Source organism: Candidatus Kaistella beijingensis (assembly GCF_020084865.1).
In the GTDB taxonomy this organism is placed as follows: domain Bacteria; phylum Bacteroidota; class Bacteroidia; order Flavobacteriales; family Weeksellaceae; genus Kaistella; species Kaistella beijingensis.
Genome location: NZ_CP071953.1, coordinates 1,932,079 through 1,958,599, shown reverse-complemented (window position 1 = coordinate 1,958,599; position 26,521 = coordinate 1,932,079). Strand labels below are relative to the sequence as shown.

Annotated in this window: 21 protein-coding genes and 1 pseudogene; 13 read left to right on the top strand and 9 right to left on the bottom strand. The window is 36.5% G+C overall.

What is annotated here, in order from left to right; all coding sequences use genetic code 11:
- Window positions 1–30 precede the first annotated feature (30 nt).
- Window positions 31–2,559, top strand: a complete 2,529-nt coding sequence (locus tag J4771_RS09110) for an ATP-dependent Clp protease ATP-binding subunit (RefSeq protein WP_224134692.1) — start codon at window positions 31–33, stop codon at window positions 2,557–2,559.
- A gap of 81 nt (window positions 2,560–2,640) precedes the next feature.
- On the opposite strand, the gene guaC is transcribed toward J4771_RS09110, so the two are convergent.
- Window positions 2,641–3,681 carry a GMP reductase gene (gene guaC, locus J4771_RS09105; protein ID WP_224134691.1) on the bottom strand — a complete coding sequence of 347 codons (1,041 nt, stop codon included), beginning with the start codon at window positions 3,679–3,681 and terminating at the stop codon, window positions 2,641–2,643.
- 18 nt (window positions 3,682–3,699) lie between these two features.
- On the bottom strand, window positions 3,700–4,467 hold the full coding sequence (gene surE / locus J4771_RS09100; RefSeq protein ID WP_224134689.1) for a 5'/3'-nucleotidase SurE: 768 nt from the start codon (window positions 4,465–4,467) through the stop codon (window positions 3,700–3,702).
- Between the two features lie 168 nt (window positions 4,468–4,635).
- On the opposite strand from surE, the gene J4771_RS09095 reads away from it, so the two are divergent.
- The 6 genes from J4771_RS09095 to J4771_RS09070 all read left to right on the top strand — a co-directional run bounded on the left by J4771_RS09095 (window position 4,636) and on the right by J4771_RS09070 (window position 10,006).
- Window positions 4,636–6,756, top strand: coding sequence for a carboxy terminal-processing peptidase (locus J4771_RS09095; protein WP_224134687.1), 2,121 nt, complete (start codon window positions 4,636–4,638; stop codon window positions 6,754–6,756).
- Between the two features lie 228 nt (window positions 6,757–6,984).
- Window positions 6,985–7,281, top strand: coding sequence for a 2TM domain-containing protein (locus J4771_RS09090; protein WP_224134686.1), 297 nt, complete (start codon window positions 6,985–6,987; stop codon window positions 7,279–7,281).
- A gap of 35 nt (window positions 7,282–7,316) precedes the next feature.
- The gene (locus J4771_RS09085) at window positions 7,317–8,633 is read left to right on the top strand and encodes a 2TM domain-containing protein (RefSeq protein ID WP_224134685.1); all 1,317 of its coding nucleotides are present in this window, start codon (window positions 7,317–7,319) and stop codon (window positions 8,631–8,633) included.
- Complete coding sequence (locus tag J4771_RS09080) at window positions 8,633–8,929, top strand: 2TM domain-containing protein (RefSeq protein WP_224134683.1); 297 nt, start codon at window positions 8,633–8,635, stop codon at window positions 8,927–8,929. Before J4771_RS09085 ends, J4771_RS09080 begins: the two co-directional genes overlap by 1 nt.
- A gap of 5 nt (window positions 8,930–8,934) precedes the next feature.
- Complete coding sequence (locus tag J4771_RS09075; protein WP_224134682.1) at window positions 8,935–9,213, top strand: 2TM domain-containing protein; 279 nt, start codon at window positions 8,935–8,937, stop codon at window positions 9,211–9,213.
- Window positions 9,214–9,262: 49 nt separating this feature from the next.
- Entirely contained in the window at window positions 9,263–10,006 is a 744-nt protein-coding gene (locus J4771_RS09070) for a LytR/AlgR family response regulator transcription factor (protein ID WP_224134681.1), read from the top strand.
- Between the two features lie 76 nt (window positions 10,007–10,082).
- Here the strand turns inward: J4771_RS09070 and mnmA are convergent, their stop codons facing one another.
- Complete coding sequence (gene mnmA / locus J4771_RS09065; protein ID WP_224134680.1) at window positions 10,083–11,270, bottom strand: tRNA 2-thiouridine(34) synthase MnmA; 1,188 nt, start codon at window positions 11,268–11,270, stop codon at window positions 10,083–10,085.
- Window positions 11,271–11,416: 146 nt separating this feature from the next.
- Here mnmA and J4771_RS09060 point away from each other — a divergent pair, with 146 nt between their 5' ends.
- A complete protein-coding gene (locus tag J4771_RS09060) occupies window positions 11,417–11,953 on the top strand; it encodes a hypothetical protein (protein ID WP_224134679.1) in 537 nt (178 codons plus the stop codon).
- Window positions 11,954–12,052: 99 nt separating this feature from the next.
- Here the strand turns inward: J4771_RS09060 and J4771_RS09055 are convergent, their stop codons facing one another.
- The gene (locus J4771_RS09055) at window positions 12,053–12,694 is read right to left on the bottom strand and encodes a hypothetical protein (RefSeq protein ID WP_224134678.1); all 642 of its coding nucleotides are present in this window, start codon (window positions 12,692–12,694) and stop codon (window positions 12,053–12,055) included.
- A 186-nt stretch (window positions 12,695–12,880) separates the two neighbouring features.
- Complete coding sequence (locus tag J4771_RS09050; protein ID WP_224134677.1) at window positions 12,881–15,085, bottom strand: TonB-dependent receptor; 2,205 nt, start codon at window positions 15,083–15,085, stop codon at window positions 12,881–12,883.
- Window positions 15,086–15,229: 144 nt separating this feature from the next.
- Here J4771_RS09050 and J4771_RS09045 point away from each other — a divergent pair, with 144 nt between their 5' ends.
- Entirely contained in the window at window positions 15,230–15,733 is a 504-nt protein-coding gene (locus J4771_RS09045; protein WP_224134676.1) for a superoxide dismutase family protein, read from the top strand.
- 113 nt (window positions 15,734–15,846) lie between these two features.
- Window positions 15,847–17,198 (top strand): annotated as a pseudogene (locus J4771_RS13315) (IS3 family transposase).
- 50 nt (window positions 17,199–17,248) lie between these two features.
- Here J4771_RS13315 and fabG read toward each other — a convergent pair.
- The 4 genes from fabG to J4771_RS09015 form a co-directional block, all read right to left on the bottom strand.
- The gene (fabG, locus tag J4771_RS09030) at window positions 17,249–17,992 is read right to left on the bottom strand and encodes a 3-oxoacyl-[acyl-carrier-protein] reductase (protein ID WP_224134671.1); all 744 of its coding nucleotides are present in this window, start codon (window positions 17,990–17,992) and stop codon (window positions 17,249–17,251) included.
- 42 nt (window positions 17,993–18,034) lie between these two features.
- A complete protein-coding gene (rsmI, locus tag J4771_RS09025) occupies window positions 18,035–18,709 on the bottom strand; it encodes a 16S rRNA (cytidine(1402)-2'-O)-methyltransferase (protein ID WP_224134669.1) in 675 nt (224 codons plus the stop codon).
- Between the two features lie 39 nt (window positions 18,710–18,748).
- Window positions 18,749–20,125 (bottom strand): UDP-N-acetylmuramate--L-alanine ligase, encoded by a 1,377-nt coding sequence (locus tag J4771_RS09020; protein WP_224134667.1) that lies wholly within the window; start codon window positions 20,123–20,125, stop codon window positions 18,749–18,751.
- Window positions 20,126–20,235: 110 nt separating this feature from the next.
- A complete protein-coding gene (locus J4771_RS09015) occupies window positions 20,236–21,264 on the bottom strand; it encodes a hypothetical protein (RefSeq protein WP_224134665.1) in 1,029 nt (342 codons plus the stop codon).
- Window positions 21,265–21,325: 61 nt separating this feature from the next.
- Between J4771_RS09015 and J4771_RS09010 the strand changes: the two genes are divergently transcribed.
- The 3 genes from J4771_RS09010 to J4771_RS09000 are packed head-to-tail and all read left to right on the top strand — an operon-like array spanning window position 21,326 to window position 26,517.
- On the top strand, window positions 21,326–21,910 hold the full coding sequence (locus J4771_RS09010; RefSeq protein WP_224134663.1) for a thymidine kinase: 585 nt from the start codon (window positions 21,326–21,328) through the stop codon (window positions 21,908–21,910).
- A complete protein-coding gene (locus tag J4771_RS09005; RefSeq protein WP_224134661.1) occupies window positions 21,911–24,355 on the top strand; it encodes a bifunctional UDP-N-acetylmuramoyl-tripeptide:D-alanyl-D-alanine ligase/alanine racemase in 2,445 nt (814 codons plus the stop codon).
- Entirely contained in the window at window positions 24,355–26,517 is a 2,163-nt protein-coding gene (locus tag J4771_RS09000) for a patatin-like phospholipase family protein (protein ID WP_224134659.1), read from the top strand. Before J4771_RS09005 ends, J4771_RS09000 begins: the two co-directional genes overlap by 1 nt.
- Window positions 26,518–26,521 lie beyond the last annotated feature (4 nt).

Genomic DNA, 26,521 nt, shown 5'->3' with positions numbered 1-26,521 from the left:
TCTTTAATAAATAGATTGAGACAAAATATTATGGATCATAAATTTTCTAACGGTTTGGACCAAGTGTTCAAACACAGCAAAAACGAAGCAAGACGTTTACAGAGCGAATTTTTGAACACGGAACATTTCCTTTTGGGAATGATTAAAACAGAAAATTCGGCCAAAGAAATCTTGCAAAACTTAGGGGCAGATTTAACCCAAATCAGAAGAAAAATTGAAACCATGGCGGTTTCAAGCATGAATCCGTTTTCAGCTGAAAGCGACAAGATTTCTTTTACCAAAATGGCGGATCAATCCGTGAAACGTTCGGAATTGGAATGCAGACAATATCAAAGTTCAGAAATCAACACCGTGCATCTTCTTTTGGGAATCCTTTATAAATCTGAAGATCCCACCACAAACATTTTAAGTTCGTACGACATCGACTACGAAAGTGTTTCTCGTGAATATCAAACGATGCTGAAAAACTCGGGAGAAAACCCAAAAATGAGTGCTTATGACGATGATGAAGAAAGAGAAGACTTCGGGCAGCAGATGAGAAAACCAACAGGAAATATCGGTACAGGGAAAAGCAAAACTCCTACTTTGGATAATTTCGGAAGGGATTTAACTTCACTCGCAAGAGATGGAAAACTCGATCCGGTAATTGGCCGTGAAAAGGAAATTGAAAGAGTTTCTCAAATTCTATCCCGAAGAAAAAAGAACAATCCTTTATTGATTGGTGAACCGGGAGTTGGTAAATCGGCGATTGCAGAAGGTTTGGCTTTAAGAATTCAACAAAAAAAAGTATCAAGAGTTCTTTTCGGAAAAAGAGTGATTACGCTTGATTTGGCGAGTTTGGTTGCGGGAACAAAATACCGTGGTCAATTCGAGGAAAGAATGAAGGCCATTATGACCGAGTTGGAAAAAAACCGCGACGTGATTCTCTTCATTGATGAATTACATACCATTGTTGGTGCAGGAAGTTCTACAGGAAGTTTAGATGCTTCCAATATGTTCAAACCTGCTTTGGCAAGAGGTGAAATTCAATGCATTGGTGCAACGACTTTGGACGAATATCGTCAATACATTGAAAAAGATGGTGCGCTTGAAAGACGTTTCCAAAAAGTAATGGTAGAACCGACTACGATTGAGGAAACCGTTCAGATTTTAAATCAAATCAAAGATAAATACGAAGATCATCACAATGTAACTTATACTGATGAAGCCATTCATGCTTGTGTAAATTTAACGTCGAGATATATTACCGACCGTTTTTTGCCAGACAAAGCGATTGATGCTTTAGATGAAGCGGGTTCAAGAGTGTATATCAAAAACATGAAAGTTCCGACTGAAATCATCGATCACGAAAAGAAAATCGAGGAAATCAAGGATCAAAAACAGAAAGCGGTAAAAGCACAAGATTACCTTGAAGCAAGAAAATTAAAAGACGAGGAAGAAAGATTGCAGATTGAACTGAATTTGGCTCAAGAAGCTTGGGATAAAAACGTTAAGGAAAAGAAAGAAGTTGTAACCGAAGAAAACGTGGCAGAAGTCGTTTCCATGATGAGTGGAATTCCTGTAACGAAAGTCGGCAAAAACGAACTCGACAAGTTGGCGCAAATGGACAATATGTTGAACGGAAAAGTGATCGGACAGGAAGATGCGGTGAAAAAAGTCGTAAAAGCCATCCAAAGAAACAGAGCCGGTTTGAAAGACCCGAACCGACCAATCGGAACATTTATTTTCCTTGGAACAACAGGTGTCGGAAAAACCGAATTGGCAAAAGTAATGGCGAGAGAGCTTTTCGATTCAGACGATGCTTTAATCCGAATCGATATGAGTGAATACATGGAAAAATTCGCTGTTTCGAGATTGGTTGGAGCTCCTCCAGGATATGTTGGTTACGAAGAAGGAGGTCAATTGACGGAAGCGGTTCGCAGAAAACCTTATGCCGTTGTACTTTTAGACGAAATCGAAAAAGCTCACCCTGATGTTTTCAATATCTTATTGCAGATTTTGGATGAAGGTTTTGTGACCGATTCTTTAGGTAGAAAAATCGACTTTAGAAATACGATTGTGATTTTAACCTCCAATATTGGAACGAGAGATTTGAAAGATTTTGGCGACGGTGTTGGTTTCGGAACTAATGCGAAGAAGTCAACTTCCGATGCAAGAGCAAGAAGTACGATTGAAAATGCTTTGAAAAAAGCTTTCGCTCCGGAATTCTTGAACAGGATTGACGACATAGTGATTTTTAACAGTTTGGAAAAAGAAGATATCTCAAGAATCATCGATTTGGAATTGAACAAACTGTACAAACGTCTTGAAAAACTCAATTATAAAGTTGAATTGACTGACGACGCAAAAGCATTTATTGCTGAAAAAGGTTGGGACAAAGATTTTGGAGCAAGACCGCTGAAACGTGCCATCCAGAAATACATCGAAGATTTGTTGGCGGAAATGTTGGTGAACAAACAGCTTTCAGAAGGTGAAATCATTCTTCTACAGTTGAATGAAGCAAAAGACGGTCTAGAAGGACAACCAGCAAAAGAAAAAGAAACGGCTAAATCAAAATAAATTTCTGTTTTTATTAAATAAAACCCTTGTCCATTGACAAGGGTTTTTCGTTGGAAGGCTGTGCAAAAAATTTTTTAAATTCTAACTCCCAAAAACTTCATTATGCTGTTCTTGTACTCTTATAAAAGTCGTTCTTTTTGAAAGCTCCCGCAATTCCGCTGCACCCACATAAGTACAGGTGGAGCGAACGCCACCCAAAATATCTTTTACGGTTTCCGAGACAGGACCTTTATAGGGAACTTTGACGGTTTTACCTTCCGAAGCTCTATATTCTGCAACGCCACCTGAATGTTTGTCCATCGCAGTTTGTGAGCTCATTCCATAAAAAAGACGAAATTTTTTACCATTTTCTTCCATGATTTCTCCGCCGCTTTCGTCGTGTCCCGCAAACATTCCGCCCAACATCACGAAATCTGCACCACCACCAAAAGCTTTCGCCACATCTCCCGGAATTTTACAGCCGCCATCGGAAATGATATGTCCACCAAGTCCATGAGCTGCATCTGCACATTCTATAATTGCAGAAAGTTGCGGATAACCGACGCCGGTCTTAATCCTTGTCGTGCAAACAGAACCAGGACCAATTCCAACTTTGATGATGTCTGCTCCTGCAAGAATGAGTTCTTCTACCATTTCTCCGGTCACTACATTCCCTGCAATAATGGTTTTATCGGGAAAATTTTTTCTTGCCCTTTGCACAAATTCGACGAAATATTCTGAATATCCATTGGCCACATCGATGCATAGAAATTGAATTTTAGGATGTTTTTCAATTATGGCTTTGATTTTTTCCTCGTCCGCTTTTCCTGTTCCAGTACTTAATGCGATGTATTCGTAAATAGAATCGGATTGTTTTTTCAGGAAATTGTCCCACTCTTCCAATGAATAATGTTTGTGAATTGCGGACATAATTTTTTCTTTCGAAAGCGCTTCTGCCATTTCAAAAGTTCCGACTGTATCCATATTTGCGGCAATAATTGGAACGCCACTCCATTTTTTCTTTGAGTTTCTAAAGGTAAAAGTTCGCTCCAAACTTACTTGCGCTCTCGATTTTAAAGTAGAACGTTTCGGACGGATCATTACGTCTTTAAATCCTAGTTTGAGCTCGGTTTCTATTCTCATTTTTATAATTATTAAAAATTAAAACTGCATCACTTCTTCCAACTCCTTCAAATATTCATGCGCAGTCAAATCAAATTTTACGGGAACGATGGAAATGTAACCTTGGGCAAGTGCGGTTTCATCGGCATCTTCACTTTTATCCATATTGTTGAAATAACCGGTGAGCCAATAATATTTTTTTCCGTGAGGGTTGATTCTTTCGTCGAAATTTTCTTCCCATTTTGCGTTGGCTTGCTTGCAAACTTTGATGCCTTTTATCTCGTCTTTCGGAAGTTTGGGAATATTTACATTTAATACAACACCTTTCGGTAAAGGATTTTCAAGAACTTTTTTTACGATATTTTGAATGTATTCTTTGGCTTGAGAAAAATCGGCATCCCAAGAAAAATCGAGCAGGGAAAAGCCAATCGCCTGAAGTCCTTCCACGCCCGCTTCAACCGCCGCACTCATCGTTCCCGAATAAATAACGTTGATGGAAGAATTCGCGCCGTGATTGATTCCTGAAACTACAATATCGGGTTTTCTGTCGAGGATTTTATCTAAGGCGAATTTCACGCAATCAACAGGAGTTCCGCTTAAAGAGTAGTCGGTTTGTGGTCCTTCAAGGGAAATTTCTTCAAAAGTTAAAGTTTGGTTGATGGTGATTGCATGACCTTTTCCAGATTGTGGCGAGTTGGGCGCTACGACTACCACTTCGCCGAGTTCATTCATAAATTCCACCAAATTTCTAATTCCAGGTGCGGTAATTCCGTCATCATTGGTTACCAATATCAAAGGTTTTTGCATTTAATTTTTATTTTTAAAAGATTTAATGGAATAAAAAATATTCCGTTTCCCACAAAAATACTTAAAAATATAGTGTTCAAATATAAATAAGGTATTAATTTTGATACTTTGTAAAATCCTGTAACGAAACGGGAAAAATTTCAACAAATTAGCAATTACAAACGATTTATGTTCAAAAAATTTAAATTCAATACGTTACTTCTTTTCATTCCGTTGACGAGTTTGGTGTTCTGCTTTAATTCACCCAAAAACGATGATGAAAAAATGTCAACGATTATGGTGAGTGTAAAAAATACGCTTTCCTATCTTCACTACTCGCCAAAACCTATTAATGATGCCTATTCGCAGGAAGTTTACAAGCATTATTTTGAAATGATTGATGCTTCGAAAAGGTATTTTATGCAATCCGATATGGATGAATTTTCGAAACATAAAACTAAATTGGATGATTATCTGAATCAGGGAAACCTAACTTTTTATAAATTGACGATAGACCGACTTTACCAAAGAGTCGATGAAATCGATAAAATCACGCAAGATATTTTAGCGAAACCGATTAATTTGGACGAGGATGAAACGTTGATTCTTGAGCCGAAATTAAGGAAAAACGCCACCAACAAAAATGAATTGGCGGCTGAATGGAAAAAGTACATCAAATACAATATCCTGCAAGAAATGGAATCTCTGAAAGCGAAAGAGGAAACGCAGAAAGAGAAGAAAGATTCGGTTCAGAAATTCAAATTAAAAGACACCATTAAGCTTGAAATTTTAAGTCCTGAACAAAGACGAGTTAAAGCGACAACTGAAGTGAAAGACCTTATTACAGACACTTTCAGAAGATTCAAGAAAAGAAATAAAATGGATTGGTTCACGGTTCACATGAATGCGTACACCGAGGTTTTCGACCCACACACGAATTATTATTCACCAAAAAACAAGGAAGATTTCGATACTCAATTCAAAGGAAAAGTCATTGGAATTGGTGCGATTATTCAGGAAAAAAGAGGCTATCTTTATTTGGGTCCTTTAACAATTGGCGCTCCCGCTTGGAAATCAAAACAACTTTCAGAAGGCGATAAAATTTTAAAGGTAAAGTCAAAACCAAACGAGGATGCCGTAAATGTGGTGGGAATGCTTTCTGATGAAGCGGTTCGCTTAATTCGTGGAGAAAAAGGAACGAAAGTAACTTTAACCGTGGAGAAAAAAGACAAATCCATCAAAGAAGTGACGATGATTCGTGAAGAAGTGGCTATTGAAGATACTTTCGCAAGAAGCATCATCGTAAATTCTGCGGACGGAAAAAAATATGGTTTAATTAGTTTGCCAAGTTTTAACGCAGACTTTGAAGATGCAAAAGGAAGAAATGCTTCGGACGATATTAAGAACGAAATCCTGAAACTGAAACCGCAAGGAGTTCAGGGAATTATCTTGGACTTAAGAAATAATGGTGGCGGAAGTTTGACCGAAGTTGGCGACATCATGGGACTGTTCATGAATGCAGGACCTTTCGTTCAGGTGAAAGATGGGAATGGTAAAATTCAAACGTTGAAAAACAAGACCAATTCCCCAATTTGGACAGGTCCCGTTGTGATTATGCAGAACGAACTTTCAGCATCGGCTTCTGAAATTTTAGCAGGAGCAATGCAGGATTACGGAAGAGGAATCGTTCTCGGTTCACCCCAATCTTTTGGGAAGGGAACGGTGCAAACTTTTGTGGATTTGAACAGATTTTTAAATACCAACGACGATTTTGGCTCCCTGAAACTCACGATTCAGAAATTCTACAGAGTGACAGGTGAATCAACGCAGCGAAAAGGAATTCAGTCGGATATTCAGATGAAAGATTTTTTCACCTATGCTGAAGTTGGAGAGCGTTATGATGATTTCGCTTTAGCATGGGATAAAATTCCTGCCGTTGCTTACCAACCGATGAATTATTTCTCAATTCAGGCGTTGCAAAAAGCATCGGAAGCAAGACTTCAAAACAACAAAAACTATCAGTTGATTCAGGAATCTGCACAATGGAAAGAAAAACTTGACAAAGAGGAATCCATTTCCTTGAAAGAATCGAAGTTTGATGAGGTGATGAAGAAAAGAAAGGCGCAGATTGAAAAGTTCAAAGTGTTGGATAAATTCAATAACGGATTAAAATTCACCTTAAATCCTGATGAAATGGTACGTGAGAAAAGCGATGAAGCTTTTACTAAAAAGACTCAAAATTGGACCAAAAACCTTCAAAGAGATCTGTATCTGCAGGAAGCGGTGAATGTAATTTCAGGGATGAAATAATTGCAGATAATTAAAACTTTATAGAAACCATCGGAATTTTTCGGTGGTTTTTCTTTGTGATGGATCGTACAAATTCACCATTCAAAGCGAAGCGAATTCACTATTCACTCAAAACATACCGTTCAGTTTCAAAAAATCACCCTTCGGAAATAAATAATTTGAAAAATATTTCCACCGATATACTTTTACACCATCAAAATCACCAATATTAATTTTAAACTTCAAAAAATGGAAACTTACAGCTACAACACCACAGAAAACACAAGACTTTTGGAGGCACAAAAAAAAGTAAAAAGAATTAAAGGATTTTACATTCATGCCATCGTTTATGTATGCGTGAATGTACTCATCATCTTCGGAAACTATTATGAGAGCGGCAGAAACTTGTTCCATTTCGACACTTATGCGACAGCATTCTTTTGGGGAATCGGACTTCTTGCTCACGGACTTTCCGTTTTCGGTGCAGACTGGATTTTCGGGAAAGATTGGGAAGAAAGAAAAATTCAGGAATATTTGAAAAAATAACCGTCCAAATTGCTAAATTTCCTTAATTTCATAATATGAACCGCAAATCATTTACCAACCTTGTTTGGGTCGCATTTTTCATTAGCATCACTATTTTCATTTTTTTCAATGAAGACTGGTCGCCTTTGAACGCGTTACTCACTTTCGCCATTAGTTTAATGTATTCGTTAATAATCGGTTTGGGAAATGGTTTTGTCAACGATTTTCTTACCAGAAGATTTTCCTGGGTAGAGCAAACCAAAACCCGCGTTATCCTTGGAATTATTGCCACGTTTTTGGTGAATGTGATTCTGGTTTTACTTTGTAACTACGTTACCTATATTCTTATCTTAAAGAAAAATGCAACTGATTTTTTTACAGGAAATATGGGGATTTCAAATTGGATTACCATAAACATTGCACTTTTGGTTTCGGCGATTCTACATGCCAAAAGCTTCATGGAAGAATGGAAAAAATCTACCCGAAAAGAAGTTGTTGAACAAAAAATCATCGCCAAATCTGCAAACGCACAATTCGAATCTCTAAAGAACCAACTCGACCCACATTTTCTTTTTAATTCCTTGAATGTTTTAAGTTCTTTGATTGATGAAAATCCAAATTTGGCACAACGGTTTACTTCCTCAATGTCAAAGATTTACAGATACGTTTTGGAGCAAAAGGATAAGGAATTAGTGACCGTTGAAGAAGAGTTGGATTTTGCAAAAACCTACTGCGAATTGCTGAAAACAAGATTTGAAGACAGCGTCAATTTTGAAGTTGAGGTTAAGGATAAGAAGGGTTTTGTTGTTCCACTATCGCTGCAACTTCTCTTGGAGAATTGCATTAAACACAATTTCGCGACTTCTGCAAAACCTTTAATTATTAAAATCTATTCCGAAAATGGAAATCTGATTGTTGAAAACAACCTTCAAGCAAGAGAACAGGTAAAAGAAAGAGAGGGAATCGGACTTTCCAATATCGTACAACGATACTCATTAATCACCAACAGGAATGTTTTTATCGAAAAATCTGAAGATTATTTCAAGGTGAAACTACCTATTTTAACCCAAAAAATTTCAGCGATGAATACAAATAATTCTAACGAGCAAATTGCTTATCAAAAAGCCGCAAAAAGAGTGGAAGAGTTAAAAGGATTTTACGGAAACCTCATCTCTTACTGCATTTTCATACCATTTTTATTCTTGATTAATTGGAAAACCTCCCCGAATTATTATTGGGCATTTTGGCCGATGTTCGGTTGGGGAATTGGTGTGATTGCACACGGAATCCAAGTTTTCGGAATCGGAAGAGATTGGGAGGAAAAACAGATTAAAAAATTCATGCAAAAAGAAGAATCAAAAGAATGGAAATAATGGAAAATTTAGATAAAAACAAAGAAATCGCCTATAAAAAGGCAGAAAACCGAGTGCAAAGCATCAAAACTTTCTACTTGATGATTTTAGGATTTATACTTGTAGGCGGCGTTTTGGTGTACAGCAATTACGAAGCAAACCTTATGGATTTAGGGCAATCTCACACACTTTGGATGGTGATTTGTTGGGCAATGTTCCTTGTCATCTACGGAATTTATCTTTTCGTTCCTTTTTTCCAAAATTGGGAATCGAGGAAAACGGATGAACTCGCAAAAAAATACAAACAAAACAACTAAAAATCATGGAAGAAAGAGACGAAATCAGATATCAACAGGCGAAAAAAAGAGTGAAACAACTCAAAGGATTTTATGTTCATTTGTTGGTTTACGTTTTGGTAAATGCAATTATTATTTTCTTGAGGTTTCAAAAAAGCGGAGAAATTAAGTTTTTCGATTGGGGATTCGGTTTGTGGGGAATAGGTCTTGCCATCCACGGACTAACGGTTTTTCTGCCTAATTTTATTCTCGGAAGAAATTGGGAAGAGAGAAAAATCCGAAAGTTAATGGACAAGTATAAATAGTAGCGTTGTTAGCGCTTAAAGCGCTAACAACGCTCATTAAAAAAATGTTATGATAAAAACCGTAATCATTGAAGACGAAAAACCCGCTGCAAGAAAATTAGAACGTTTATTGGGTTTATTTCCTGATTTAGAATTAGTTGCAACGCTCAATTCTGTGGAAGAAGGAATTGCATGGTTTTCTGAAAACAAACATCCCGATTTAATTTTTTCCGACATTGTTTTGGGGGATGGATTGTCTTTTGACATTTTCGAAAAGATTCCCACCAAAAGTTTCATGATTTATACGACCGCTTTTGACCAATACACTTTGAAGGCGTTTAAACTCAATTCCATTGACTATCTTTTGAAACCAATAATGGAAGAAGACTTAGAAAAAGCTATTGAAAAATATAAAAATTTCTTACCAACTGAACGCTCTCATAACTCACAGGAAATCAAATCTTTAATTAAAGAAGAAAAGCAGAAATTATCAAGAATCTTGGTTAAAATTGGTTACAATTTGAAAATTGTGCAAACCGATGAGGTTTCCTGCTTTTTTAGCGAAAATAAAATCGTTTACCTCCAAACCAAAGAACGTACTTTCCCAACGGATTTTACTTTGGATGAGCTTCAGGAAGTTTTGGATGAAAAGAAGTTTTTCCGTGTGAACCGACAGTTTATCATCAATTCAGAATATATTAAAAACATCCACACTTCACCGTATTACAAAGTCGATTTAGAATTTCAGCCCGAAGAAGAAATTTCTGTAAGCCGCGATCGAGTAAAAGATTTTAAGGATTGGTTGAGTAAATAGTTGCTCACGGAATCACAGATTTACATGGATGTTGCTCTTAATTATCTGTGAAAATCTGTGAAATCCATGAGAAATATTAAGAAATCACCCCGCTTCCAATCAATTCCTCTTCCAAATACCACGCTGCAAACTGTCCTTCCGCAATCGCCGATTGCGGATTCTCGAATTCAATGTAGAATCCTTCCTCGAATTGATATAAAGTTGCGTTTTCCAAAGGCTGTCTGTAACGAATTCTTGCTTTTACCTTCATCGAATCGCCATTCTGAAGTTTTAAATCTTCACGAACCCAATGAACTTCTGCGTTTTCAATTTTCAAAGCTTTTCTGAAAAGTCCTGGGAAATTTTTTCCTTCACCCACGAAAAGCAAATTGTTTTCCATATCGCGGTGAATAATGAAGCAAGATTCTTTATGTCCGCCAATTCCCAAACCTTTGCTTTGACCAATGGTGAAATAATGTGCACCTTGATGTTTTCCGATAACTTTTCCGTCGGTTTTTCGGTAATCAATTTTTTTTGAAAGAAATTGTAATTCTTCTAATTTTGATGTAAATTGAGGGTCTTTTTGATGAAATTCAAACAAATTATCAAAAATTTCCACGATTTCGCCTTCTTTTGGTTGAAGCTGCTGTTGAAGAAAAGTGGGCAAACTTACCTTTCCGATGAAGCACAAACCTTGAGAATCTTTCTTTTCCGCGGTAACCAAACCGATTTCTTTTGCGATTTCCCGAACTTCAGGTTTCGTTAATTCTCCGATGGGAAACAGCGATTTCGACAATTGTTCCTGATTCAGTTGACAAAGAAAATATGATTGGTCTTTGTTGTTGTCTTTTCCTGCAAGAAGATGAAAAATTTCTTTTCCACTTTCATCAAAAGTAGAATTTACTCTCGCATAATGTCCTGTCGCCACTTTATCTGCTCCCAAAGAAAGCGCGGTTTTCAAGAAGACATCAAATTTCACTTCACGGTTACACAAAACATCAGGATTTGGAGTTCGACCTTTTTCGTATTCGGCGAACATATAATCCACGATTTTTTCTTTGTATAAATCACTCATATCAATGACTTGGAAAGGAATTCCCAATTTTTGAGCAACCATCAAAGCATCGTTGCTGTCTTCAATCCACGGACATTCATCTTCCAAAGTTACAGAAGCGTCGTTCCAATTCCGCATGAAAAGCGCAATCACTTCATGTCCCTGTTTTTGCAACAAATACGCTGCAACACTAGAATCTACACCTCCCGATAAACCGACAACAATTTTCATAACTGATAAATGATGATTGATAAATAATTAATAAAACCGCTAAAATAACGGACTGCAAAATTACAACTTTAAATACGGTTTGAAATTTTTTAAAATAAATGGTATAAATTTGTTAGATAGAAATTTTAATATTCGACACTTTAATAATGAAAAAAATACTTTTACTTTCAATGATCATTTCGGGATTTTTCCTGAATGCACAAATCGGAACTTCCACCCAAATCGGCGGTGAAAACTCTAAATGGACTTTCGGCGGTTACGCAGGTTTAGGCGGAGCTTTCGGAAATGGAGGCGGAGTTTCGCTTTATGTCACGCCAAGAGTGGGCTATAAAGTCACTGAAAATTTAGAGGCTGGTCTTGCTTCTAATTTAACCTGGTCAAACTCAAAATATTATTCTTCCACGATGATTGGAGTGGGTCCGTTTCTGAACTATTATTTCTCGCGAAATTTCTATTTGAGCGGGATGTTTCAGGAGTATTTTATTAATCAAAAAGACAAAGTCAACAATTTGAAATATTCTGCCGACGAAGCAGCTCTTTACCTCGGTGGCGGTTACATGCAGCGACTTGGTAACAGAACTTATATGCAGATTGGCGGAATGTATAATGTTCTTTATAAAAAAGACAAATCCGTTTTCGGAGGCGGTTTTATACCAAGTGTGGGAATTGTTTACGGACTTTAGATAGCAAAAATCTCTCAAAATTTTGAGAGATTTTTTTTGGTTAGATTCAGGAGTTAAATTCTCAAATCTGCGCAATCTGCTAAATCTGCGAGAAATAAATTACGGTTTATTTGCCAAGAAATATTCCGCTTCCCCTTTTCCCCAACTTGGATCTAAAGCAGTTTTCGGTTTATACACTTTAAATTGATCTAAAGATTTTTGGAACAGTTCCAAGCCTTTTGCTTTGCTTCCACCGAATTGTTCTGGGGTAAAATACGTGTCTTCCGCTTTCATTAATGTGATTCTAGGATTTTCCGCGTCCAATTTTTCGGCCTTACTTAAAGCTTCTGCAGCCAACATTCCTTCGCTCATAAAGCGTTGTTGCGGATTCACCATCATTTTCAAACCGTGAATCATTTTTTGCAGAATCAAGATTTCAGCATTGTCTTTATTTAATTCAGACGCTTTGTCTAAAGATTTTTGAGCTTCGTCTGCAATGGGGTCTAATTCAGAGGTTTTGCCTTCTCTCATTGCAACCCTACCTTTTTGAATGGTTGCGAAAGCAGCGTAATAATAAGGAAGCCACTGCGATTTCTCCTTGTCACCGATTCGTGTGAAATCGTTTGAAAGTGCAGTAAGTTCATCTGCCGAATGCAGCTTTTCTATTTTTGCTAATTTTTCGGTCATTACTTTTTCGTAAGCGGTTTGTGCAAATACAATACTACTGATGAACATTGCGATTGCGAAAATAATTCTTGCCATGATATTGAATTTTTGTTTGTGATTTCTATTTTGATGAATCAAAGGTATTTTAAAAATGTTCTGTTGAAAATTATTTTTTTCTGAAAGGTTGAAAATGCAATCTGAACTGTAATTTTGTTTCTTGTTTCTTGTTTATCGTTTTGCGCTCCAATTGTAAACTTTCATCTTCCATCGCCAATTTTCCCGCTATAAATTATTGTTAATCGCATCATTCGTTTTATCCACTCCGAAACTGATAAATGCACCGATGAACACAAAGGTATTCACAGGCGGAACAACCGCAGAACTTCTCATCCCGTCTTTGGAAAAGTTGTAACCATACACATTTTTGTTGCCTAAAATATTCGATACGCTTAAAACCAAAACGGTAAATGCTTTGGCATCTTTTTTACCCAAATTCGGAAGATAATTCACGCTGAAATTGAGTCCGCTGTAATCTTTCAATGTTCCTTCGTGCCTTAAAATATTTGTTCCACTTTGTGAAACGATGTCGTAATAAGGTCTTCCAGAAGCATAGGTATATGAAAGGTTAAATCCTGTTTTCAAATCGGTTACAAATTTTTTTGCCACAACTGAAAGCGTGTGTTTCGCCGCAAAACTTGGAACAAGTGAAATTGGATAATTCATAAAATCTCGTTTGGTGTCTAAAAAGGAATAGGAAACCCAATAATCGATATTTTTAAAGGTTTTTTTGTCGCGCCAAAAGATTTCTGCACCTTTTGCTGTTCCATTTCCATCGTTATTGATGGCGGTTTGAAGATATTGGTCGCCAAAAGTTTTCACCAATTTCTGATAATCTTTGTAAAATGCTTCCAATCTGAAACTTCTACCTTCCGAAGATTTTTGAACCTGCAAAATATAATGTTCCGCTTTTTGGAAAGTCAACGGTGTGTTGGAATTCAAATATTTACTTTCAGGATTTTGATAGAAAATCCCGTAAGCGAAAGAGGAAGTCCAATCTTTTGAAAGTCGATAAGCCAACGCAAACCTTGGAGCGACGTTGGTTTTATCCAAGTAGGAAGAATTTTCCGCTCTGACTCCAACTTTTGCGGACAGATTGTTGCTGAATCCCAAATCGGTTTCCGCAAATACCGATGAAAGTAAATCGGTGTAGGTTTTATTAAAATTATTGGTTTCATGAGCATTATTAAACTCAACTCCACCACGAATCGCACTGATTTTGTTGATCTTTCTTTCTAAAACCGTTTTAAAATTGAAATAATTATCCTTGTTATTAAAAGCGGTTTGCGGTGTTTCAACGTCATTTTTTAAAGTGGCAAAATTCAGTTTAGCATCATTGTAAGAATAAGAAGCTCCCGCATTCAATAAATATTTTCCAAATTTTTGCTTGAAAGAAAGATTGTGATACATGTTTGCGGAATTTAAATCCACTTTTGTTTGGTCATATTCCGGTTCAAGACTTGTAGATTTCACCGCCATTTGATTGGTATCGAAACTTCCGTAATATTTAAACATTCCGCCGGATTTCGTTTTAATTCTGAAGTTTGCATCGCCGCCAAAACCCTGTGCAGGCTTGCTGAAATCGGTATTGTATTTAAAAATTTGCTGTACCAAACCAAGGTTAAAGTAAATTAAACTCGTCCCAAAAGAATAAGTCCTGTCCTTTGATAATTTCTGAAAACTGCCACTCGCGAAAATGGGTGAAATTCCGAAATCGAAGGAAGTTGTGTCCGGTAGATCTACACTTTCCAAAATAAGCACTCCGGAAAGAGCCTGTCCGTAAAGTGCAGAATAACCGCCGCTAGAAAAAATATTTCCTTTAAACAATGAAGTGTTGAAGCGGTCTCGCCCTGCAATTCCGGGAACGGAATTGGAAAAATAGTTGTTGATTAAACTTCCATCCATGAAGATTTTGGTTTCCGATCCAGTTCCACCACGAACGAAAAGGCCTTCACTTTCACCTACTTTTTGAACGCCGGGAAGATAATTTAGCGCCGAAGAAATTTGTCCGTCCGCTCCGGCTGTGGTATAAATGTCGATTGGTGTGAGAAGCGCAGTCGCTCTTTTTTTGTCGCTTGCTTCGATAGAACCCGCGGAAATGACAACGGCATCAATTTCAGAAATTTGTTCTTTAAGCTCAGAATTTATTGTAATATTTTGGTTTTCAATAAGAATTGGTTTCTCAACTTCTACAAATTTTGGATTGGTAAACACCAAAATTTGATTTCCTTTTTCAGAAGTTTGAAAAGAATAATGACCATTTTCATCAGTGGTTGCCCCGTCGTAAGTATCTTTCAACGTAACGGAAATGTCTTTTACTCCTTTATTTTTAAAAGAAATTTTTCCTGAAATTGTAATTTGTGCATGAAGAACCACACTAAAAGCCGTAAAAAGTACGATGGTAAGATTTTTGATGGATTGAATTTTCATGGGATTGAAATTTTTTACTTCAAAAGTAAAGTCAAAATAGTTTCTGTAAAATTAATTTTTTCTGAACGGTAAAAAACAACGACTGATTTGTTTTTTTGATTGCCCGAAAATTTTTGGAAAATATAAACATTAAAAAATATCATTATGAACGCTACAAAATTATCTTTGCTTGCTTGCAGCGCAATTTTAGCTGTATCTTGCACAACGACAAAAAATTACACCATCAATTCTAAAAGTGGTACCGAAACTCAAGGTACGGCAAAATTTGTTCAGACAGGAAAAAACGTGGAGATGGATTTGAATGTTTACAAATTAACTCCCGGAATTCATGCGGTTCACATTCACGAAAAAGGAGATTGCTCATCAACTGATGGAAGTTCTGCAGGTGGACACTGGAATCCAACCAATCACGATCACGGAAAATTTGGTTCTGAGACTTTCCACATGGGAGACATTGGAAACTTGAATGCCGATAAAGAGGGAACCGCTAGATTGTTATTCAAGACCGATAAATGGTGCATTGGTTGTAAAGACGAAACCAAAAATATCATAGGAAAATCATTAATCATTCACGCAGGTCGAGACGATTTCAAAACCCAACCCACTGGAAATGCAGGTGGAAGAGTGGGCTGCATAGAAATAAAATAGAAATTTTTTGCCAGCAAAGATTTGAAAAGTCTTTCGAAAAATAAAAAAAATCCTTCAAGTTAAAGTTTGGACTGCCCCCAAAAAGTTAGACACTTTTTAGGGGCATTTTTATTATGGGAGAATCAAAGTATAGTTTAGAATTTAAGGTGAGTTGTGTGGAGAAGATTAAGAAAAATGATCTGTCGATCCACTCTTTGGCACAGGAAGTAGGTTTGGATGCGACGGTTGTTCGCAAATGGAAAAGGTTTTATGATTTGTACGGAATTGAAGGACTGCAACGCAGAAGCAATCGCCGTTATGACGTAAAATTTAAGTTAAGAGTTTTGGAAACGATCAAGGCACAAGACTTATCTCTAAAGCAAGCTGCTGCACGGTTTAATATCGCTGCAGAATCCAGCATCACCAATTGGCGGAGCGCTTACGAAAAAAGTGGTATTTTAGGGTTACAGAATAAACCCAAAGGAAGACCAGCAATTATGAGCGATTACCAACGTAAAAAGAAAAAGTCTGGCAAACCATTGACCAGGGAAGAAGAATTGTTACTGGAAAATGAAAGACTGCGAGCCGAAATCGATTTTCTAAAAAAGTTAGACGCCTTAACTCTCAAAAAGAACAAGCAAAAGCCATCGAAGAGTTAAGGCCTAAATACAATCTGTCCGTATTATTGGATTGTACCGGGATGGCGAGAAGCAGTTTCTATTATCATCAAAACAAGGCTCAAACCGACAAATATTCGGACGTAAAAACAATGATAAAACAGATTTATCATCAACACAAAGGAAGGTTTGGATACCGGCGTATTACTTTGACAATGAGAGATAAAGGAATTATTATCAATCATAAAACAGTATTGAGATTAATGAAATCGCTAGGACTGAAAAGCATTATACGGGTAAAGAAATACAAATCTTACCGTGGAGAACAAGGAAAAATAGCACCCAATATTTTGAAAAGAAATTTCAAAGCCGACCAGCCGAACACGAAGTGGGCAACCGATGTAACGGAATTTAATGTCTCGGGAAATAAGCTCTATTTATCTCCGATAATCGATTTATTCAACGGTGAAATCATCAGCTATAATCTCTCAGAAAGGCCTGTCTTTGCACAGATTACAGATATGCTGAAAAAGGGTTTAAAGAAAATTAAAAATACAGAAAACATCATTTTACATTCAGACCAAGGTTGGCAATATCAAATGAAAGCTTATCAAAATATATTAAAAGAAAAAGGAATTGTTCAAAGTATGTCCCGAAAAGGGAACTGTCTGGACAATGCCATAATCGAAAATTTCTTCGGAACATTGAAGTCTGAAATGTTTTATACCAAAAAGTTTGGTTCTATCGACGAACTCAGGAAAGAAATAAAAGAATACATTGATTATTACAACAACGACAGAATAAGGCTTAATTTAAAAGGAAAGAGCCCGGTACAGTACCGAACTCTTTCCTTTAATAATATTGTTTAATTTTGTCTAAACTTTTGGGTGCAGTCTAGTTCTTGAAGGATTTTTATAATTTATGTCAACATTCCGCCATCAACATTTAAAACTTGTCCTGTAATATAACTCGACATCTCTGAACCTAGAAAAACACAAGCGTTTGCAACATCTTCAGGTTGACCGCCACGTTTTAACGGAATTCCTTCTCGCCATCCTTGAACCGTTTTTTCATCCAAAGCCGCGGTCATTTCTGTTTCAATAAAACCAGGAGCAATCGCATTGCAACGGATATTTCTGGAACCTAATTCCAAAGCAATAGATTTAGAGAAGCCGATTACACCTGCTTTTGACGCAGCGTAATTGGCTTGTCCCGCATTTCCTTTAACTCCAACAACCGAAGTCATATTGATAATGGAGCCTGATTTTGCCTTCATCATTGGTTTGATTACGGCTTTCGTTAAATTAAAAACCGAATCAAGATTTACTTTAATGATGGTGTCCCAATCTTCTTTTGACATTCTCAACATTAAATTATCGCGAGTAATTCCTGCATTATTCACCAAAATATCGATTTGCCCAAATTCTGCCAAAACATCTTCGACTAATTTTTGAGCCGCATCATAATCGGAAGCATCTGATTGATAGCTTTTTACTGTCGTAATTTTTGAAAGTTCTTCTTCCAATGCTTTTGCTTTATCCACAGAACCGGCGTAAGTGAAAGCGACTTTTGCGCCTTCTTTGGCAAAAACTTCAGCGATTCCTTTTCCGATTCCTCTTGTTGCGCCTGTAATGAGGGCAACTTTTCCTTCTAATAGTCCCATATTTTATTTGAGTTTTATCTGAATTATTATGTTCAAAGATAGTTAAATTGAATTATTGATAATCAAAACGATCTCTCCTTTCAAAGTCTTACTTTTTGAAAAGGCAATGAGTTCATCAATCGTTCCGCGTTTAGTTTCTTCAAATTTTTTGGAGATTTCCCGGCTTAAACTCACTTTAGTTTCATCGCCAAAAAACTCTTTGATTTGCTCTAAAGTCGTGTTGATTTTATGCGGACTTTCATACAAGACTATCGTCTTTTTTTCTTCTGCAAGTTGTTTTAGCTTGGTTTGTCTGCCTTTTTTCTGTGGTAAAAAACCAGCAAAATAAAAATCATGATTGGGCAAACCTGAAACCACCAAAGCCGGAACAAAAGCTGTTGCGCCGGGAAGACAAATCATTTCCAGATTTTCATCCGCACAAGCTTTGGCTAAAAGATAACCGGGATCTGAAATTCCCGGCGTTCCTGCATCGGTGATGATGGCGATATTTTGTCCGTTTTTTAAATCTTCAATTACTTTTTGTGTACTGTGATGTTCGTTATGTAAGTGATACGATTTCAATGGTTTAGCTATTTCATAATGTTTTAGCAAAACTCCCGAAGTTCTTGTGTCTTCACATAATATATAATCGACTTCTTTCAAAACTTTTATTGCTCTGAAAGTCATGTCTTCTAGATTTCCAATCGGGGTTGGAACGAAGTATAGGATTCCACTCATTGATTTCTCACAGCTATCACAGATTTACACAGAAGATACTTAAAGTTTATTATACAGATCTTTACAAAACTCCTCCAAACTCGGATCTCTCGCTCCCATTAAAAGAAGAACCGTTCCCTCTTTCAATTCAGGGCGCAATTGTTCGAGCAAATCGTTTCTGTTTTCTACAAAATGGGCGTTTTTTCCTTTTGCTTTGATGTCTTCAACCAAATCATTTGCGGAGATGTCTTTTTCGGCAGTTCCACCTGCATAGAAAATTTCGCTCATCCAAATCTCATCTTGCGGGCGCAAAATTCTGGAAATTTCCTCCACAAAATCTTTTCGTAAAAATTTGGTCGGTTTATAACCGTGCGGTTGAAACCATGCGATAACCTTTTCCGCCAAAGGTTGACAAGCATTGATACTTGCAGCACATTTTGCAGGATTATGTGCATAATCGTCGATTACCCAAACTCCATTTTTTTGTCCTAGAATTTGGTGACGGCGATAAATTCCTTCGTAATGTTCCAAGCTTTCGGCGCAAACCTCCAAATCTACTCCTATTTGATTGGCTACTGCAATCGCAGCTGCAGCATTTTCGGCGCTGTGCTTTCCAAGGGAATGCATCATCACCGATTGTCCCAAAATTCTAAAGGATAATTCAAATCCATTTTGTTTGAAATCGGTCACTGTATATCGAGCATTTTCATCCTCAAAACCAAAATCTTGTTGAAAATCAGCCGACAATGTTTTTGCCAATGCATTTGATTGATTTACAATAAATAAACCCTTTGTATTGTTTTTAAAAATAGTAAATAAATCGATTAATTCATCAATTTCTTGATGGTCTTTATCAATGTTTAAAAGCAAACCGATTTCAGGTTCATATTGCACCACAGAACCATCACTTTCATCAGCTTCAATAATGAGCCATTCTCCTTTTCCGATGGCTGCGTTTCCGATTTTTCCTTCTTTAATAATGGAAGTTAAACCTGCTCCTGAAATTATACTCGGTTCTAATTTCGCATCCAACAAAATTTGGTAAAGCATCGCGGAAGTTGTTGACTTTCCTGATGTTCCAGCAACTGCAATTGTTTTTTTACTTTTGGCGATGATGGACAAAAGTTCACTTCGTCTGATAATTGGAATTCCCAATTCTTTTGCTTTCTGAACTTCATAAACCGTATCTTCAATTGCGGTGGAAACTACGATTAAGTCCGTATTTTCAGTAATTCCGCTTCCGTCCTGAAGAAAACATTTAATTCCTTCTGCTTCCAGTTGTTCTTTGGTTTTGTTGTATTCGTTCGGATGAAAATAACGGTCGCTTCCCGAAACGTTTTTTCCGATTCCCTGTAAATATTGTGCAATTGCACTCATTCCAACTCCTGCAACTCCGATGAAGAAGACGTTTTGGAACTGTTCAATTTTGTTTATCATAATTCTTTGGTCGGAAGACGGCAGTCCGAAGTCCGTAGATTTACTTGTTTATAAAAGATTTTCGTGGGTTCAGAATTTTTCTTCCGAAATCCGACTTCGGTCTCCGATCTTTAAAGAAACTTATTTTCTACCAAACTCCACAGTCTTTGTGCGTATTCATCAGATTTTCCCCAATCTTTTAAGTAGTAGATTTCGCTTAAATATTGTCTCGCGTCTTCCAAATCTTTGAAGGAATTCAGCTTATCGATGGTGAATTTTAATTCTTCTTCATTTCCTTTAAAAAGTAATTTCGTAAAAGCAACTTTGTCGTTCAAATCAAGTTTGAATTCTGGTTTGCGCTTTTCCGCCTCCATGAAATCAGTTGGAATATTGGTTTTTAATAAACTTCCTGAATCGTCTTTTACAGCATGTTTTACCGAAACATCTTCACCATTTTCAAGTGGGTCGTCGTCAAATAAATTCTGAACGGCTTTTAAACCTTTGATATTCGCCAACTTAAATTTTTTCTCAGCGTGATGTTGCTGGGTTTTATTTTCTTGAAACACTTCTTCTTTTGGTGGATGAACAACATCTTCTTTGTTGAATTCCACAATTTTTCTACGTCGTTCTTCTGATTCTAAAAATTCTCGCTCTCTCTGTGCAACTTTTTCATGGTAATCAGACTGTTCCTGTTCTACAATTAAAGGAATTTCCTTATCAGGTTCTTGCAAGGATAAATCTGAAACCTCTCCTTCAGACAATTTTGCTACGATAGGCGCTTCTAATTGTTCTCCTGAAATTGATATTTCTGGTAATTCTTCGGCATCAATATCGTTCAGCTCATTGGTAAAAATTACTTCTTCCTCGATTACATCTTCTTCGTAAGGAGCATCGTCAAAATATTCCTCATTTTTCGGAGCATGTTCTTTGTTTAAATCTAAGTCTGTCTCTTGATTATCAATGATTTGCAAAGGTGTTTCAACAACAAAACTATCTCTGTTTTTTTCTAAAATCCGAAGGAAGGCAATTCTGTCTGTAACCTCTGAAAACAGATCCTGCTTTGCTAATAATTCGTCTTTCGAATTAATTTTTGAAAGGGTTTCGAGAATATTTTTCGCCTCAAAAAAAATCTTTTCCTGTATATCCTGAAGGTTTTGCATGATGGTTTCTTATTAAATTTCCTTAATTTTGATATCTTAAATATTACGGCTAATTTAACAAATGTTTTTAGAAAATACAATAAATCACGCCAAACAAAGCGGTTGGATGGAAGTAATCTGCGGCTCGATGTTCTCGGGAAAAACCGAGGAATTGATTCGCAGACTTCGGCGTGCGGAAATGGCGGGACAAAATGTGGAGATTTTTAAACCAAAACTCGACACAAGATATGCAGAAGAAGAGGTAGTTTCCCACAATCAGAACAAAATCCGAAGTACGCCCGTTGAAAGTCCGAACGAGATTTTGCTACTCGGTTCAACTTGCGATGTGGTGGGAATCGACGAGGCGCAATTTTTTGACGAAAGCATTGTAGATGTAGCCAACCAATTGGCAAATGCGGGGATTCGTGTGGTGATTGCAGGTTTGGACATGGATTTCATGGGACGTCCGTTTGGGCCGATGCCGAATTTGATGGCAACGGCGGAATATGTGACGAAAGTTCACGCGATTTGTAAAAGAACGGGAAATCTTGCTAATCATTCGATGCGAACTTCTGAAAATACCGATTTGGTGCAACTGGGTGAAACCGACAGTTACGAAGCGGTGAGTAGAAAAGTTTTTAATGAAGAAATGTCGAAGCGGAAATAGATGAATTACACCACCAAACAACTCGCAGAAATCACGAATTCGCAATTAATCGGGGATGAAAATCTTCACATTAAAAATATTGCGTTTGACAGTCGAAATATTTTCTCTGTTCTAAACACGTTTTTTCTAGCCATCAATACTTCAAAAAATTCGGGCGAAAAATATATTTATTCCGCGGTTGAAAAAGGAGTTTCAGTCATTATTTCTGAACGTCAAGTACTTGAAATTGAAAATGTTACATGGATTATTGTAGAAGATTCGGTGAAATTTTTGCAGGATTTGGCAAAATATCATTTGCATAAATTTGACTTAAAAACCATTGGAATCACGGGAAGCAATGGGAAAACCATCGTGAAAGAATGGCTTTATCAAAGTCTTTTCGACGAGTTCATTACCGTGAAAAGTCCGAAAAGTTTTAATTCTCAAATTGGGCTTCCTATTTCTCTTCTCGAAATCAATAATAAACATCAACTCGGAATTTTTGAAGTCGGAATTTCTAAACCAAACGAAATGGAAATTTTGGAAGATATTTTTCCTCCTCAAATTGGAATTTTAACACATATCGGCTCTGCTCATTCTTCAAACTTTAAAGATGAAGAGCAACTTATTGATGAGAAAATTTTACTATTTAAAAATTCTGAAATTATCATTTTTAATGGCGATAACGAATTGGTTGTCAATAAAATTAATGACCTTTACTTAAGTAAAAAATTAATTTCTTTCGGTCTAAAACATTCAAACAATATCTATATTAAAAACGATTGGAAGAATAAAAATGAAGACCTCAAAATTCGATATTTCGATGAGGATTTTTCGGTTCCTGTACAACAAAGAGATGAAGCCACTTTAATCAATGTTTTGTGTGTGATTGCGGTCTTAAAAGAATTTGGTTTTTCCAATTCGAAGATTATTGAAAAACTGAATGCTCTAAAATCCATCGAAATGCGTTTGGAGAGTGTAAACGGACTTCGCAACAATTTGATAATCAACGATTCTTTTAATTTGGATTTGGATTCTTTGAAGATTGCTTTTCAGTTTATCAATGAATATAATAAGCCACTAAAAACACTAATTATCACGGATTTTGTGGAAGGAAAAAATTCTGACCAACTTTATCATGAAGTTGCAGAGTTGACCAATCACCAAAATTTCGGCAAAGTTTTTCTAATCGGAAACGAGATTTCGAAATTTAATAAGCTTTTCAGAGCTGAAACTTACACTTTTAATAATACCAGTGAATTAATTGAAAATCATTTATTTAATCAAATCGAAAATGAAATAATTCTATTAAAAGGAGCAAGAAAATTTGAAATTGAAAGGGTGAAAAATCATCTCGAACTTCAAAAACACGACACCGTTTTGGAGGTGAATTTGAATGCGATTCTTCACAACATCAATGTTCATAAATCTTTGCTGAAACCTGAAACCAAAATGATGGCGATGGTAAAAGCGTATTCTTACGGTTTAGGCGGCTATGAAGTTGCTGAATTTTTACAGCATCATCACATTGATTATCTTGGAGTTGCGTATGCAGATGAAGGCGTTGATTTGCGAAAAAATGGAATTACTACGCCGATTATGGTGATGAATCCTGAACAGCATAGTTATGACATCATCATTGATTTCAATTTGGAACCCGAAATTTATAGTTTTCGCGTTTTGGAACTGTTTAACCAGCAATTGATTAGAAAAGGCATTCAGCAGAAATATCCAATCCACATCAAGTTGGAAACAGGAATGCATCGACTTGGTTTTAAGGAAGATGAATTGGGTGAACTCATTGAAAAGTTGAACTCGATGAATGTGAAGGTGGAGAGTATATTTAGCCATCTTTCTTCTTCTGATGATTTCAATGAAAAGGAATATACACTTGAACAGATTGAGGTTTTCAAGAAAAATTCAGAGAAATTAATTTCAGGGTTAAATTACACTCCACTTCGACATATTTTAAATACTTCGGGAATAGTGAATTACTCTGAATATCAATTCGATATGGTAAGAATTGGAATTGGAATGGCCGGAATTTCCTCAAATACTGAAATAAAAAAACAATTACAGAGCGCGGTAAGTTTTAAAACCGTAATTTCACAAATCTCGGAAGTAAATCAAGGAGATTCAATTGGTTACAGTAGAAAATATCGAGCGGAAAGCGGTACAAGAATTGCCACGATTCCCGTTGGTTACGCAGACGGAATTCCACGGCTGATTGGAAACAAAGCCGGAAATGTTGGAATTGGAGGAATTATTTTCCCTATTGTGGGCAACGTTTGCATGGATATGATGATGATTAAAATCGATGATTTCGCTGCAAAAGAAGGAGATGAAGTCATTATTTTTAACTCAAAACCAAGTTTGGAAGAATTTGCAGATTATTGTAAAACAATACCTTATGAAGTTTTAACCTCGATTTCTCGACGTGTAAAAAGAATTTATATCAAAGATTAATGAAAAAATTTCTGTTGTTCATTCTCATGATTTTCGCCAACTTTTACCATTCGCAGGTAAGAGAAGGATTTACGATTCCCAAAAATCCAAAAATCGGTTTGGCACTTTCGGGAGGTGGAGCAAAAGGTTTCGCACACATCGGAGTTTTAAAAGTGCTTGATTCTCTAGGAGTTAAGGTTGACTATATTTCCGGAACAAGTATGGGTTCCATTGTTGGCGGACTTTACGCTTCGGGTTATACTGGGAAAGAAATTGAGAAGATCGTAATGGATACCGATTTCTATACGATTATCGCAAACGAAAAAACAAGGCAGGAAACTACTTTTTTCAACAAATCAGTCGATAAATATCTCTTGACAATTCCTATAACAAACGGAAAGGTGAATGTTTTACCAAAAGCAATTTCCACAGGTCAAAAAAATATTTACCTATTGAAAGAGCTCTTTAAAAGTGTCTCCAATATTGATGATTTTTCAAAACTGCCAATTCCTTTCATGTGTATTGCAACCAACCTCGAAAGTGGAAAAATGGAGGTTTTTGAAAAGGGAGATTTGGTGAGTTCCATTATGGCGAGTTCCGCTTTTCCAGGATTGATGGATCCCGTGAAGATTGGAGATTCCATTTATATTGACGGAGCAATGACAGTGAATTATCCTTCCAAACCATTAAAAGACAAAGGAATAGATGTGGTAATTGGCGTAGATTTAAGTCAACCTTTAGCGAGCAGAAAAGATTTACAATCTGCAATTGCGATTCTCAATCAGGTCATTGATTTTGGGATTCAAAAGGAAACAAAAAACCAATACAAATACACCGATATCAACATTCATCCCGATTTGAAGGGAATGAGCGCGACAAGTTACGATGCAAAAAAAATTATTCTTGATTCTGGTTATGTGGCAGCTCAGAAACTTGTGGAAACCCTTTCTTTACTCCCAAAAAAGCAGCAAAATATGCTTCGCGCACCTTTAAGTTCCATTTATTCAAATGTTTACAAAATTGACAGTCTTGCGGTAGAAAATAACCACATTTTTAGAAAGAATTACATTTTGGGTAAGATGAATCTTAAGCTTCCATCGATGCAAACCTATGGAACCCTCAATAAGATGATTGATAAACTTTATGCAACCAATAATTACAAACTCATTAACTACGATGTGATCACTGAAGATAACAAAAACTATCTCAAACTATTTGTTACTGAAGACGATACGCGATTCTTTCTGAAGTTTGGTTTGCATTATGATGAAATTTTCAAAACGGGCATGCTTCTAAACGCAACGGCTAAAAGGCTTTTATTCAGGAATTCTATTATTTCATTGGATGTAGTTATAGGTGATAAACCTAGATACTATTTTAATTATTTTATCGATAATGGATATATTCCAGGATTCGGCGTATATGCTTCGGGAATGACACTTGATCTGAAGAATGTAGACTCCAATATTTATCAAAGGTGGAATTGGTTCAGAAATGACGTTTTTATACAATCTGTTTGGCGAGACAAGTTTGCAATTGGAGGAGGATTAAGTCATGATTATTTTGAATCGAAAACTGTAGGAAGTGCCGTTTTTTCGGATGGTAGAAACTTTTTGAATCCCTATGTTTTTATCAGGAGCGACACGCAAGACGACAAAGGATTTCCAACAAGAGGATTTACATTGAATGCCGAAAGTAAACTTCTTGATTTGCTTGTAAATGACGAAAAGGGAAGCACAATACAGACAAAAATCACTACACAAATCAACTTCCCTTTCACGGATTGGTTTACTTATAGATTAGGTCTTTTTGGTGGATTCACAGTAGGTGAAGTGTTAAACGATTACTATTTATTTAGAATTGGCGGAATTTTTGATCAAAATCTAGGAAATTTTACGCGGTTTTCGGGATATGAATTCGGCCAGTTGGGAGCAAAAAATATGTTGACCAATATCAACACATTTCAGTTCAAGGTTTATAAAAATTACTTTTTAAACGCAGACTTTAGCATTGCTAATCTATTCAACGATTTAAAAGTGGATGATTTGATTCATATCTCCGAATCTTCAGCAGGTTTAACAGCTGGATATAAATCCCCATTCGGTCAGGTTAAACTCAATTACAGCAGGTCCTTCACCAACAAGAATAATATATTCAGCGTCATTCTCGGTCATTGGTTTTAATAAT

Excerpts from the sequence above, each read along its gene's own strand:
- J4771_RS09110 (WP_224134692.1), top strand. The coding sequence starts at position 31 with ATGGATCATAAATTTTCTAACGGTTTGGACCAAGTGTTCAAACACAGC.
- J4771_RS09075 (WP_224134682.1), top strand. The coding sequence starts at position 8,935 with ATGGAAGAAAGAGACGAAATCAGATATCAACAGGCGAAAAAAAGAGTG.
- J4771_RS09085 (WP_224134685.1), top strand. The coding sequence starts at position 7,317 with ATGAACCGCAAATCATTTACCAACCTTGTTTGGGTCGCATTTTTCATT.
- J4771_RS09050 (WP_224134677.1), bottom strand. The coding sequence starts at position 15,085 with ATGAAAATTCAATCCATCAAAAATCTTACCATCGTACTTTTTACGGCT.
- J4771_RS09020 (WP_224134667.1), bottom strand. The coding sequence starts at position 20,125 with ATGATAAACAAAATTGAACAGTTCCAAAACGTCTTCTTCATCGGAGTT.
- rsmI (WP_224134669.1), bottom strand. The coding sequence starts at position 18,709 with ATGAGTGGAATCCTATACTTCGTTCCAACCCCGATTGGAAATCTAGAA.
- J4771_RS09095 (WP_224134687.1), top strand. The coding sequence starts at position 4,636 with ATGTTCAAAAAATTTAAATTCAATACGTTACTTCTTTTCATTCCGTTG.
- J4771_RS09080 (WP_224134683.1), top strand. The coding sequence starts at position 8,633 with ATGGAAAATTTAGATAAAAACAAAGAAATCGCCTATAAAAAGGCAGAA.
- guaC (WP_224134691.1), bottom strand. The coding sequence starts at position 3,681 with ATGAGAATAGAAACCGAGCTCAAACTAGGATTTAAAGACGTAATGATC.
- J4771_RS09070 (WP_224134681.1), top strand. The coding sequence starts at position 9,263 with ATGATAAAAACCGTAATCATTGAAGACGAAAAACCCGCTGCAAGAAAA.
- J4771_RS09045 (WP_224134676.1), top strand. The coding sequence starts at position 15,230 with ATGAACGCTACAAAATTATCTTTGCTTGCTTGCAGCGCAATTTTAGCT.
- J4771_RS09000 (WP_224134659.1), top strand. The coding sequence starts at position 24,355 with ATGAAAAAATTTCTGTTGTTCATTCTCATGATTTTCGCCAACTTTTAC.
- J4771_RS09015 (WP_224134665.1), bottom strand. The coding sequence starts at position 21,264 with ATGCAAAACCTTCAGGATATACAGGAAAAGATTTTTTTTGAGGCGAAA.
- J4771_RS09005 (WP_224134661.1), top strand. The coding sequence starts at position 21,911 with ATGAATTACACCACCAAACAACTCGCAGAAATCACGAATTCGCAATTA.
- mnmA (WP_224134680.1), bottom strand. The coding sequence starts at position 11,270 with ATGAAAATTGTTGTCGGTTTATCGGGAGGTGTAGATTCTAGTGTTGCA.
- J4771_RS09060 (WP_224134679.1), top strand. The coding sequence starts at position 11,417 with ATGAAAAAAATACTTTTACTTTCAATGATCATTTCGGGATTTTTCCTG.
- fabG (WP_224134671.1), bottom strand. The coding sequence starts at position 17,992 with ATGGGACTATTAGAAGGAAAAGTTGCCCTCATTACAGGCGCAACAAGA.
- J4771_RS09055 (WP_224134678.1), bottom strand. The coding sequence starts at position 12,694 with ATGGCAAGAATTATTTTCGCAATCGCAATGTTCATCAGTAGTATTGTA.
- surE (WP_224134689.1), bottom strand. The coding sequence starts at position 4,467 with ATGCAAAAACCTTTGATATTGGTAACCAATGATGACGGAATTACCGCA.
- J4771_RS09090 (WP_224134686.1), top strand. The coding sequence starts at position 6,985 with ATGGAAACTTACAGCTACAACACCACAGAAAACACAAGACTTTTGGAG.
- J4771_RS09010 (WP_224134663.1), top strand. The coding sequence starts at position 21,326 with ATGTTTTTAGAAAATACAATAAATCACGCCAAACAAAGCGGTTGGATG.